This is a genomic window from Haloparvum alkalitolerans (assembly GCF_050122995.1).
Lineage (GTDB): Archaea > Halobacteriota > Halobacteria > Halobacteriales > Haloferacaceae > Haloparvum > Haloparvum alkalitolerans.
Genome location: NZ_JBNLIA010000002.1, coordinates 166,288 through 178,785, shown reverse-complemented (window position 1 = coordinate 178,785; position 12,498 = coordinate 166,288). Strand labels below are relative to the sequence as shown.

Sequence of the window (12,498 nt, the reverse complement as noted above, 5' to 3'; positions counted from 1 at the left end):
CTCAGCAGCAGTCCATAATAGCGAGCTATCCAGATATTAATTTTCTGGGATTCATAAACTGACTGTAAGGTGATCTGGGATAATGAAATTTGCATCCACGTTCATGCATGCCGTACCCATTCGGCAGTCGACTCAGTCGTTGAGCCACAGTCCCTGACAGACGCAGCTGAGTCCGCCTCGGATTCCGACGACACAGCTGGACGACGACACAGTCTCCCGGTCGCATCACACCAACCCAATCCCCCGACCCACAACACGAAAGGGTCTAAATACGTCGGTCGCAAGACATTCCTTGTGACTCGTCGCCCGTTCGTCGCGATCGTTCTCGGCGCGCTCTTTATCGGCGTCGTGATTGTGGGCACGGTGCCTGCAGGCGCAGCGGTCGACACGGTGGCTGACACACCGTTACAAGTGGTAAACAACTCGACTGAAACGCCTCCCCCACACGAAAATCCGGAGGAGGCTAGTGGCGACGGTGATGACGACCAAGTCGCCTCCTACTTAGCCGCCCAACTCGCGTCCCGACTTGGCGATAGTACGCGGGAGATCAGTCAGGGACAGTACGAACATGGACGGACGCTGGTTGGGGACGAGTACGACGCCATTCTCGACCAGTACGTGGAAGTTGCCGGTGACACGGGGAACGAGGACACTGCCGCCGAGCTCAACGAAACGAAAGCCGAGCAGGAACGATTGGCGAACCAACTCGAGGAGTACGAGGAGACTCGCGAGGAGTACGAAGAGGCGGTTGCAAACGGGGACGAGGAGCGCGCCCGGGAGTTGGCTCGCGAACTGCAGGTGCAGGCAAGCGAGATTTCGGAGACGACCACGAACCTTGATGGGCAGTATGCGACCTTCGAGGAGGATCTCCAGACTGACTTTACCGAGTCAAGACAGCAGCTTGCCGAGCTCAACGCGACCGTCACGAACGAGTCGGCGGCGATCCGTGATGCACAACTCGTCGGAACGACCCTCAACGCCACCGCGAACACCTCAAGTGGGTCCTTTACGGAGCCAGTCGAAGTAACCGGTCAGCTCGTCACCACGGACGGTGACCCCGTCGCGAACCGGAGCATCGGCGTGGTCGTCGGCCAGCGCCAGTATTCGGTGGACACGAACGAAAGCGGCCACTTCTCGCTCGTGTATCGTCCCGTCTTCCTCGCGACGAGTGCTACCGACGCCCCTGTTCGGTTCAACCCTCGCAATTCGTCGGCCTATCTCCAGTCGGAGACCACGATTCCCCTGACGGTGACGGAGCAAACGCCATCGGAAACCGCCCTGACGACTGCGACCGAAACGGTCCAATTCGACGAGACGGTTGAAGCGACCGGGACCGTTTCAATCGCGAATCGAACCGTGGCCGGCATCCCGGTGACGCTCAGTGTGGACGGCCAACCGCTTGCGAGAGGCGAGACGACCGCGGACGGCAGCTACACCCTGACCGGGAGGCTGCCGGCCGCAGTCGAAGCCGGATCGCAGTCGGCGACTGTCGCGGTCGGACTGTCGGAGGCGGCGGTCGCATCGTCGAACGCGTCGGCCGAGAGGCGCGTTGGGTCGACCACAACGGGTCTCGACATGAACGCGTCCATATCGGAGAACACGCTCTCGCTCGCTGGGCAACTCACGACCGCGACCGGCGTCGCTCCCGGCGAACGACAGCTCACCGTCACACTCGAGGGGCGGCATCTGGCAACGATAACGACCGATACGGACGGGACATTCACCCACACAGTCACGGTCCCAGAGACGGCTCGGAGCGCCGAGGCGATCAAGCCGGTCGTTACGTTCGACGGATCCGGGCTCAATCTCGAGGGCAGTGAGGCGTCGACGACAGTACCCCTCGCCTCAGGGAGCACGAGTGAGTCGGGGAATAGCGCGTCCGAACTGCCCACAGTACCCGTGATCGGTCTCGGTGCAGTCGTCCTTCTCGGGCTGCTCGCCACAACCTGGTGGTACGTGCGGGGAGGGACCCTTCAGACGTACGTCCCAGTCCTGTTCGGCACCGCACCCAAGTCGTCGACCGCGGCGGCGGACACAGCCACGGCGGACGACGCATCGACGACCACACCCGATGCGGCCACCTCACAAGCGAAGCAGTTACTCGAACACGCAAAGGCCGCGGACGCTGCCGGGAACACGACGACCGCAGTCACGGCCTCGTACGCGGCCGCGAGACGCGCACTCCAAGATCGCGTAACTGATGCCGACCTCGAAGCGGCAACCCCCCGCGAATTTGCAGCACGGATCCAGGACCACCTCCAAGACAGCAGCCCACTCCACACGCTCACTCAAGCGTTCGAGCGCGCCACGTTCGGAGAGACACCCGTCGACGCGACTGCTGCACACGACGCGGTCGAGACGGCGGAGTCCCTGGTCGATGCGAGACAGTCGACACCCACCGACGGGTCCCAGACGGAACGCTAGCTCGTCGTGGGGCGCTCCTGCCTCTCAGACTCCCTCGTAGGGGTCACTAGTCCACACGCGTCCCGTACATGATGCCCTCCCACACTGAGAGGGCTCCAAGCACAAACGGGATGAGCAGCGGGTGGACCACAATCGCCACGGAAAGGACGACCCAGATAACGCCCAGCGCACCGACCGTCTGTCGCGGCCGTTCCCACAGCCGATACGCGGCATTGCGAACGGCCGTCGAGCCAGCAAGAAACGGATACGACGCGAGCAGCGATCCAGCACGCAGCACCCAAAGCGTCACGACAGCGAGCAGCCCGAGCCCGACGATCGCCTCCAGAGGGCTCCGAGATCCCCACAGTAGCCACCTTCGTCCCACTAGACCGGGGAGTAGCGGAGAGAGTGCAAGCAGGGAGAGCGGCAGTGCACGCCAGCGTTCCTGCCACCACCGTCGCCAGAAAAACCGCATCTGCGTCCGTATTGATGATTGATGAGGTCCGTGAGCGAGCTGGCTCGTCCGAAACGTAACGGCAATCGCAGCCGTGACTGCGGCCCCCACAGTGAGGACTGGAATGGCCGCAACGATGAACACGGCACTCACGCACAGCATGGTTCGAACTACCGCTTTCGCCACCAGCAGGTAGGCCCTCACTCTGGCGGCGATGTTCCTCCCCTCCACATTTGTCCGTCGAGTTAGGGATTCAAAAGTAGCCAGATTTCGCGAGGAACAGATCCCCGACACGCACAGAGGCGTTCGGCTTCCTGCTGTCCGTCAACGGACGAGTTCCGCGGCCGCGGTCAGCCGTGTGACACGCCATGCCCCGGCCAGACTGCCGATGATCGCGAACACGGTCGCGACGGCCACGCCACCGAGATACGCCTCCTGGGGCACCTGGACCAGTCCCTCGAACCCAGTCACGGTGGCTGCGACCGTCTCCAACACGATCGCCGTAGGAGGTGTCAAGACGAGCCCGACGAAACACCCACCGGCCGCGATCGCGATCGCCTGTGTCACTGCGACGCCGACGATCTGCGTGCGCGAGCCACCGAGCGCTCGCAGCACCGAGAAGGCATCCCGTTGCGCGTACATCAGCGACAAAAGCAGGTTGACGGCAAGCAGTGCCCCACCGATAACGCCGAGGACGACCAAACTCACGCCGCCCGCAAGAATGACGGCTTGGCGTTCGAGCAGGTCGACGAACTGCTCCTGATTCGTCTTGAACGTGTACTCGGGATGCGCGGCCGCGAGCTCGTCGCGAACCGTCTCCGGATCTGCGCCATCCTCGAGTCGGATCGTGATGAGCGTCGCCCGGTCCTGATACGCGTTCCCAGTGAGCGTTTGTAGTTCGCTCAGTCGCGTCGTGACAGTCCCCGTCCCGAGGAAGTTCGCGAACGTCGGCGAGATCCCAACGACCTCGAACTCGTTCCGGCGAGCGTTCGCGATCGTGCCGCCCATGTAGATAGTGTCGCCAACCTCGAGGTCGTACCGCTCGGCGATCTCCGGCGAGATGATCGCCTCATGCGTCATGGGCCCATCGTACTCGCCGCCCGCGTAGTGGGTGTCCGCGCCCGAGAAGCCGCTCCCGTTCGTGATCGCGACCGAGCCACCACCACCGGGGGCGCCACTCCCCATCACGGTGTCGAACTCCTCGCCGTCAGGGCTCACGTAGACGACCTGGAACCCCATTGGCACGGCCGTCTGGACATCGGGATGCTCCTGAATCTCCGCGGACAGCGTGTGTGCGTCCGGAACCGGATTCTGAAAGCCGCCGACCGTCCCCGGTGCGATCTGGATCGGCCCCCCGGAGACCCACAGGTCACGGTCGGACTCGTTGAACAGCTGATCCCCCGTCTCGACGACGCCCACGCCGACGCCTGCCAACAGGGTCACCGCGAGGACCGCAAGCGCAACGCCCGCAACCGCGAGGAGGGTCCGCATCCGATCCGACCGAAGCTGGCGGAGGCCGAGCCACACCATTCCTGCTGCCGTTCGACTGCGCGTCATCGGGTCAACTCCTCCAAGGTGTCCGTCCGCAGAGCTAGATACAGCGGATACGGCGCCGACAACAGCCCAACAAGTAGCGCCATCACGAACGCGTATCCCGCGAGCGGGAGCGACAGCTCCGCAACCGTCGAGAGACCGATTGTCTGCGCGATGCCCGCGTTCAGTGCGAGGATCCCAGCGGTGCCGAACACAACCCCAAGCAGGCCCCCGAGTGCGGAGACGATGAGCGTCTCGCTGACGGACAGAAGCGCCCGACTGCGCTGTGAGAACCCGATCGCCCCAAGCATCGCGAGTTCGCGCCGCCCCGCGGTCAACTCGAGCCCCATCATCGTCGCCACGAAGGCCACCCCGATTCCCCCAGCCACGAGCGAGGCCGTCAACGCCATGGCGAGCGGCAGACTCGTCGGCGTGGTGTCCGCACCTACGATACCGGACCGCGTGATGACCTTCGTCCGCGGATAGATCCCCGTGAGACTCTCGCGGACGCGACTGTCGCTCGTACTTACCATGATCTGGTCGGCCTGATCACCGCTCGCAGTACCGGTCACCGTCTGCAGCTCCGCAAGCGGCATGACGACCGCGGGCACCTCCCCAACGCCTGCGGAGAGGTTCGTCTCCGCGGCGCCGACGACATCGAGCTCACGGTCGTCACGGGCGAGCTCGAGAGGACCGCCTCGTTCGGTGCCGATCTCTGCGCTCACCGCGGGCGTGATGACGGTTTCACCAGTCCACGCTCCTTCGTATGTACCGTTGGCGTAGTGGGGATATGCGGTGTCAAGCGTCGATATGTTGAGCCCGGAGATATGGGTCTGCTCAGCAGTCGGAATGATCCCCAGCGCGAGCACGTACATCCGTTCGTCAGTCTCCGGATTCTGTATCCGTATTGGGTGGATCGCAACGGGCGTTGCGTACCGCACCCGTTCGTCCGACTCGATCCGTGCTGCCGTCGTGTGCACGTCCCCAAGTTGGGTCCCTTCCGCACTCAACGGCACGCTCCCGGCGTTCCCGTCATCCGGAACGATCCAGTAGTTCACACCATCACCGTCGACGGTTGCGCCCGTTGCCAGCCCGAGTGACAGCCCCGTCACGACCATCAACAGCCCGACTGCGACCGCGACACCCGTGATACAGACGGCAGTACGCCCCGGCGACGCACCGCGAAGCCGACCCACCACGCGACGCCCGCCAAGAGCACCGATCCCGATGACGTGAAGCAGGCGCTCCCTCATTCCACACGCCCATCTCGCAGTCGAAGCACGCGGTCCGTCCGACTCAGCGTGTACTCATCGTGTGACGCAACGATCACCGCCCGTCCATCGCTCACCTCGGTCAACAGATCAAGCACGGCCTCACCCGTCTGCCTGTCCAACTCGCCAGTCGGTTCGTCCGCAATCACGACCGCGGGATCGGCCGCGAGTGCGCGCGCAATCGCAACCCGTTGCTGTTCGCCCCCACTGAGCGATCCCGGCCGATGAGTCAGACGATCGCCGAGCCCCACCCGGTTAAGCAAATCCTCTGCCCGCTCCTGTCGCGTCCCTTTGGCCTGCCCCTGTGCGACGAGCGGCAACGCCACGTTCTCGCGTGCAGTCAATGCCGGGAGCAAGTGGAACCGCTGAAACACCAGTCCAACGTGTGCGAGCCGAAATTGCGCCCGCTGGCGGCGACCGAGTGTGGCGATATCCCGGCTACGGATCCGAACCGCACCAGCCGTCGGCGAGTCCAGCCCCGCGAGCAGATGCAGCAATGTGGACTTACCGCTTCCACTGGGTCCAGCGACCCCAACGACTTCACCCTCTGAGACACTTATCGAGACATCCTCCAACGCAGTTACCGATCGCCCATCTCCCCGTTCGAACCAGCCATCGTCCGTGTCGAACACTCGCGTAACACCAGTACACTCTACTGCAACGGATGGTGGTGTGGCTGGCTCCGACATTCAATAACTCCAGCAATGCTGACAGCCCAATTAAAAATAGGGGTTTGGTTCTACACCGGCGTGACAGTCTGTGACGATTGCTGGACTGTATCGGTGCACTCTCTGTATCCTATGATGAAACAAACACGCCCAAGAAAGTGATACCGAGAGGTTCCAGTTCACCTACTCTATCAGACTGATCACTGATCGCTAAATCGGATATACCCAGCACCGAGCAATAGCGTGAACAGCAGGAGTTGAACTCCCCGAAGCGGGACATCAACTCCACTTTTGTCTTCCGGCGTCTGTGTCCCACTCGGCGTTATTGGTCCGCTCTCAGTAGTCGTAGAGTCCTCTGATTCCGTTCCCTCTGTCGGTGACTCTGTTCGGTCCGTGGACTGAGCGGTCGTGGTTTCCGTTTGAGTCGATGTAGCAGTTGTGGTGGTCTCCGGGGTAGCTTCCTCCGTCGCAGTCGTCTCTTCTGTCGTGGTGTCTGTCTCGATAGGAGTCTCGGTCGGGCCACCAGCACCGCTTCCCGAGCTTCCATCGTCGGTGCTCCCGTCATCGGCCTCAACCTTGACTGTCGATCTGTCCGAGAGCCCGACGAACTGTTTCTCGCCGTTGATCTCCGATTCGCCACGGACCCCTGCATAGATCGAATGGGTGCCTTCCTCTTCGAACGTCACCGTGGCTTCATACGTGCCATCACCCACGTGTGTCATCGAAATGTTGCGTTCCTCTCCTTCATGGGTTGTGACGAGGCCTGCCTGCGTTATTGGCTCCGCGGATTCGTCCGTCTGCGTTGTGGTTACTTGTATCGCCACTGTTTCGCCGGGCTCAACAGTAGTCGGTGCGGATAGGGAGGTGTCATATCCGTCTACCACGAGTGGTAGTGCTGCTTCGTACGACCCGTCTGCAGAGATCAGAATCATGTAAGTTCCGGGGGTGAGTTCGCTCGCATCGAACGTTTCAACTCCACTCCCTTCCATTCGTGACCCTGTTGTCGCGATCTGTTTCTCGGAATCGCGGAGATGAATACGGAAGCTGGTTCCGTCTGGTCCCGTCGCGGAGACATCGAACGTGCTGTCTGCCGATGTGGTCCCGATTGACGCAAAACTATACGTCGACCCTTCTATCGTCACAGTTTGTGGCTGGACATCGATACTGGAATCCATCGCTAGTGAAAACTCATCTGAGGCAGTCACACTAGCACCGGCAACCCCGACTCCAACTGCGATTATCACAAGTAGAGAGAGCCCAAGGAACCAACGGGAGTTCATAAGTGTCTCTATCAGCCCCGGCCCTTAATTAATCGGTATGAACCAATTGGGTCTGATGTATGTGGCTGCATCCTCCCCCCATGTTTCATGTATGTTTGTCTGTGGAATATAGTAGGATCGAAAAAGTATACCGATTGCTTAACCGGGTACACCACCGGAATTCTTTTATCACTCGTATATAACAACTGTAGCCATATGACAAGTCGGTTGAGGACAAGAAGAAGTTCCCTCCTTCTCGCCTGCGTAGTCGTAGTAGTCCTTCTTGGAGTGGTTGCTGGAGCTGGCGCAGTCACTGCGGCTGAAGCCAATACGACAACCGTCAGCGAGAACGAATCAATTCAAGAGGCGATCAATAACGCATCCACAGGTGAGACAATTCATGTGGAGGAAGGAACGTATCAAGAAAGCTTGGTTGTTAACAAGTCCATAACGCTGGAGGCCGCGAACGGTGTGGTCCTCATCGCGGATAATGAGTCGAAGCCGGCTATCGTCGTTCGAAATGGAACCCAACAACTATCGGGTGTCTCCATTTCCGGGTTTGGAATCGCAGATTCGAACAGCGGTGTTCTCGTGGCCGGTAACACAAACGACGTACAAATATCCAATATAGACGTTACCAACGCCACGACCGCGGGACTCGTTATTCACGCTGAAAGTAGTGCGACAGTTCAAGACATCACCGTCAATAGTGTCACTGTTGAAGGGTCCACAAACGGGATCCGACTTCGATCGGCCGAAAACGGGCAGCTTGAGAACGTCTCAATCGAGGAAACTGCTGCTCAAAACATCACACAGTCGGGGGTTCTGCTGTCAAGCGAGGGGATGATTGCTGACGCCACTATCGATGGTACCCTCGTGCGGAATGCGTCCGTCGGCGTGAATGCATGGGCATCGAACGATGGATCCGTTGACAACCTCATCATCACGGATACGGCCGCTCAGGAAATCGAATTTGCTGGGATCGATGTCACTGCTCAGAACGCATCGCTTCAGAACGTCAATATTTCCTCTGCGCTGCTTAACGAGTCGGATCCCAACAGTGACGGTGTCTCTGTTACAAGCGCAAACGGAACAGTCGCCGGTGTTTCCATTACGGACAGTTTCGCTGAAGACGCAGGCACCGGCGTCGCACTCCGATCACGTGACAGTGGACAACTCTCCAATGTTTCCGTACAGAACACCGCTACAACGAATGCGTCAAATGCAGGGATCTCGGTATATGGAGTAAACGGGTCGGTTTCGGGCGTTGCGGTCGACAGCACTTTAGCTAATGACTCGGCCGGCACTGGCCTGGACGTTCTCAGTGATGGCGGAAATGTGAGTGATATCACGGTCGAGAACACCGTCGCTCAGAATACGGGAACGGGGGTCTCACTCTCCTCTCTGAATGACGGGCAAATCTCTAATATCTCTCTTGCAAACAGTGGTGCGTCAAATGTGTCTTCTGCTGGTCTTCGGGTGGTCACGAACAACGGAGCGGTTTCGCAAGTGTCCATTTCTAGGACGTTGTACAATAGTTCTGCAGGCTCCGGGGTCACAGTTATCAGTGATGGTGGAGCGATTGAGGACCTCTCGTTCTCCGAAGTGATCCTTGATGACAACGAAGACGGGCTGTTCCTTATCGCCGAGAACGGCGGGTCAATTGGTACGGTCACTGCTGATACCGCTGTCATTCAGGAGACCAACGGGTCGGCGCTGTTGATCCACAGTAACCAGAGTCAACTGGGCTCCGTCCAGGTCACGGAGTCACTACTTCGTGATAACAACGGTTCCGCTGTCGTCGTGACTGAGGAGACATCAGCTGACGCCGTCCAGATCCACGATTCGTTCCTTGGACGGAACGGTGCCGGAGTTAGCAATGAAAACACTTCGGCAAACGTTGATGCGCGGTTCAATTACTGGGGCAACTCCACTGGACCGTCTAGTACGACGTCTGAACCGCTCAGTGATCCGGAGACAGGCCAGCTCGCGAATGGAGCTGGCGACTCCGTTTCTGAGGGCAGTAACGGTGTCGCAAACGTCCGGTTCTCACCAAGCGTCGGTGGCAAGGGTGAGACGCGTGACGGCTTCTACGATACGTCCGATACCGGTCGGGATCCGGAGGTCAATTTCACAATTCCTGGCGCGTCGATTACGGATCCAATCGAGTATACCGTCGAGGGTGAAGCGGTGAGGGGTCCGGCGTCCGACTTTGTGGGTATCTCCGTCTGGGAACGATCCCCACTTCCGCTTCGGACGGATGCAAGTACTGCGGCCACGTCGGTGCCGATTCCCGAAACGTTCGTTCGCGTTAACGGAGAAGACGTGGGTATCAACCGGCAGCAGATGTCCGTGTATAACAAGGGGGATTCGGTCGCAATCACCTTTGACAAGGTAACCGGTGCACCAACGGACCGATTCGCAGATGAAGACGCGCATGTGGTGCTCGTCCGGACTGACTCGGATGTGAATACGACCGGGCTCAACTCCAGGGATGACCTTCAGGAACTCTTCGAGATGAGTGGCTCACCGACGGATGGTGAGGTAACGCTCGATGCGGAAGGCGTTGAAGTAGTCGACGTTAAGAACGTAGGCCAGCTGGACGGGACTGGAGAAACGTCGTTCGACTTCACACCCAACCAGTCCGGTGATTATGCGGCCGTATTAGCAACCATCGACCAGGGAACTGGCTTCGAGGAAAGCGGTAACGGTGGCATTGCCTTCGACGTCATCAACGATTCCGTCAGCGTGATCGGGGCCGAGCGCATTCAGGTGCAGGAAACCTCATCGTCAGTCACGCCCTCGTCGACGGAGGTCACGCAGGGAGAGAACGTCTCCTTCGAGGCGAACTCGAACCTTGCAGCGGACTCCGTTGCCCACCTCGTCGTTGCCTACGACAAGGCGCAGTTCGAAGGTCAGACGGTCATCATTGAGAATGCAACGTCTGAGAACGTGACCTCGACGGGAACGCTTGTCTCTGTCAGCGGCACACGTGGAGGAGACCCGTTCTTCGCCGAGCTCGTCGTCACGGAGAATGGCACGGTTGAGGACGTCGAAACGGGAGAGAATCTCGACCAAGCCAATGTGTCCTTCGTAACGGCGATGAACGGGAGCGCCACGGAGACGCTCACGATGCCCGTTGGGACGAACGCGAACCTGTCCGAGGGTGACTCGCGAACGTATCAGGTCATCCATCTCGCTGCGAATCGGAGTGACCCGATGCTTCGGAGTTCGAGTACAGAGACGCTGACCGTTACTGGCGGAGAGGTGCAGACGCCGGGTTCAGTTAAGGTGGCGAACGCCGACCTCAATCGGACGGAGATCGAACCTGGAGAGGCCGTCCGCGTCACTGCGGATCTGAACAACCCCGGTGACGAGTCCGCAACGAAGACGATTGACGTGACCGTTAATGGCACCACTCAGGAATCCCGGCAGGTGACGCTCACAGCCGGTGAGTCGCGGACGGAGACGTTTACGCTGACGTTCGGCGACACGGGCTCTTACGGTGTGGCCGTTGAAGGTGTTACGGCAGGAACCGTACAAGTCGCCACTAGCGGTGGTGGCGGCGGTGGCGGCGGTGGCGGCGGTGGCGGCGGTGGCGGTAGTGATGAGGCCTCGAAAACCGTAACCGCGACTGGAACCGGTGCTACGGTCTCGATCAGAGATGCCAGCGGCGGGGAGGCGATCGATGTCGAACTCGGTGATTCCGTCTCCGGTGATGGCGTTGCGTTCGAGAGCCTGCAGCTCCGGATGCTGTTCGCGAATAGCGGTTTCCGTGTCGAGCTCACACGGCCACAGCGGGATCCAGTGGAGAGTGCGCCCGCACTTGATACTGGAGAGCCTGTGAGCTACCTCAATATTGATGCGATTAACGCGAATCAGGACATCGACGAGGCATCGATTCGGTTCCGCGTGAACGAGGATCGGCTTCCGGAAGGCACGGATCCCGACAATGTCCGACTCTTCCGCTACAACGATGGCGAGTGGCAGGAACTGGAGACGAGCCATCAGGGAGAGAACCGCTTCAATGCTGAGACACCCGGATTCTCGCCGTTCGCGGTCGGCGTCATCTCGGATGAGCAGGCCGACGCGGCTGTTCAAGTGACGGATGCACAACTGTCCACAACGACGGCCGCGGTCGGTGAGACGGTCGAGATCACTGGAACGGTTGAGAACACTGGTGATTCCGAGAGCACAGCGACAGTCGACCTCGTGGTTGACGGCGAAACCGTCGACTCACAGGATGTCACAGTCGCAGCGGGTGAAACGGAGGGCGTGACGTTCTCCTCCGCTTTCGATGAGGCCGGCAGCTACGAGGTCGCACTCAACGACGTGACGGCTGGGACTGTCGAGGTCACTGCTGAAGGCGGTCCCGAAGGAACGACCGAAGCTCCGGGCGGCGTCGGTGGTCCCGGCGGAACGTCAGTTGTTCTTGGCATCGTCCTGCTGGTGGTTTCAGTGGCGGCTGCGCTCGGGATCTACTACTACCGTCACGAGCGGTTCCCGTGGGATCCGAAGCGCTAACCCGCGTTCTCTCAAGCGGTCGATCCCTTTCGTCCTGAATTGAGAACCGTCGATTTTTCCTCATAATTTGGTTTGACAGCTGTTTTGCTAGGGCTGTGGTGTCGGAATAGAGGAGATACAAATCAGGAAGACCCGGGAAACTCGAGCTCGAAGAACATATGTGGCGAATGGTGAGGATACTGAAGTAAGTAGAGATAGTTGTAATCTCTGAACGGACACTCCCGGATCTCATTAGAGGGCCACCCTCAACGGGCAACGGCATCGTCTTCCTCTGGAGTTTCCATGAACAGGCGGAGTAGGCTAAGGGCTCGGGGGTTAATCCCGACCGGTTCACAGGGTAGACCGATCGCCTCGACCGCAGGCGCTAGAAATCGGCTACAAACCGG

Annotated in this window: 7 protein-coding genes; 2 read left to right on the top strand and 5 right to left on the bottom strand. The window is 59.9% G+C overall.

The annotated features are described in order from the left end of the window. Positions 1–294 precede the first annotated feature (294 nt). Positions 295–2,424: a DUF4129 domain-containing protein gene (locus ACQE3L_RS02705; RefSeq protein WP_426962252.1), complete on the top strand. Its 2,130-nt coding sequence runs from the start codon at positions 295–297 to the stop codon at positions 2,422–2,424. Positions 2,425–2,470: 46 nt separating this feature from the next. Here ACQE3L_RS02705 and ACQE3L_RS02700 read toward each other — a convergent pair whose 3' ends face one another. From ACQE3L_RS02700 to ACQE3L_RS02680, 5 genes are all read right to left on the bottom strand, one after another. After that, positions 2,471–3,088 (bottom strand): hypothetical protein, encoded by a 618-nt coding sequence (locus ACQE3L_RS02700; protein WP_426962251.1) that lies wholly within the window; start codon positions 3,086–3,088, stop codon positions 2,471–2,473. Between the two features lie 93 nt (positions 3,089–3,181). Continuing rightward, complete coding sequence (locus tag ACQE3L_RS02695; RefSeq protein ID WP_426962250.1) at positions 3,182–4,414, bottom strand: ABC transporter permease; 1,233 nt, start codon at positions 4,412–4,414, stop codon at positions 3,182–3,184. After that, a complete protein-coding gene (locus ACQE3L_RS02690; protein ID WP_426962249.1) occupies positions 4,411–5,643 on the bottom strand; it encodes an ABC transporter permease in 1,233 nt (410 codons plus the stop codon). The genes ACQE3L_RS02695 and ACQE3L_RS02690 overlap by 4 nt, the downstream gene beginning before the upstream one ends. Beyond that, positions 5,640–6,350 carry an ABC transporter ATP-binding protein gene (locus ACQE3L_RS02685; RefSeq protein WP_426962248.1) on the bottom strand — a complete coding sequence of 237 codons (711 nt, stop codon included), beginning with the start codon at positions 6,348–6,350 and terminating at the stop codon, positions 5,640–5,642. The genes ACQE3L_RS02690 and ACQE3L_RS02685 overlap by 4 nt, the downstream gene beginning before the upstream one ends. A 179-nt stretch (positions 6,351–6,529) precedes the next feature. Then, complete coding sequence (locus tag ACQE3L_RS02680) at positions 6,530–7,609, bottom strand: hypothetical protein (protein WP_426962247.1); 1,080 nt, start codon at positions 7,607–7,609, stop codon at positions 6,530–6,532. 195 nt (positions 7,610–7,804) lie between these two features. Here ACQE3L_RS02680 and ACQE3L_RS02675 point away from each other — a divergent pair, with 195 nt between their 5' ends. Then, positions 7,805–12,112 carry a PGF-pre-PGF domain-containing protein gene (locus ACQE3L_RS02675; protein WP_426962246.1) on the top strand — a complete coding sequence of 1,436 codons (4,308 nt, stop codon included), beginning with the start codon at positions 7,805–7,807 and terminating at the stop codon, positions 12,110–12,112. Positions 12,113–12,498: the final 386 nt, after the last annotated feature.

Coding starts and splice junctions, on each gene's coding strand:
- ACQE3L_RS02695 (WP_426962250.1), bottom strand. CDS start 4,414: ATGACGCGCAGTCGAACGGCAGCAGGAATGGTGTGGCTCGGCCTCCGC.
- ACQE3L_RS02675 (WP_426962246.1), top strand. CDS start 7,805: ATGACAAGTCGGTTGAGGACAAGAAGAAGTTCCCTCCTTCTCGCCTGC.
- ACQE3L_RS02685 (WP_426962248.1), bottom strand. CDS start 6,350: ATGTCGGAGCCAGCCACACCACCATCCGTTGCAGTAGAGTGTACTGGT.
- ACQE3L_RS02690 (WP_426962249.1), bottom strand. CDS start 5,643: ATGAGGGAGCGCCTGCTTCACGTCATCGGGATCGGTGCTCTTGGCGGG.
- ACQE3L_RS02680 (WP_426962247.1), bottom strand. CDS start 7,609: ATGAACTCCCGTTGGTTCCTTGGGCTCTCTCTACTTGTGATAATCGCA.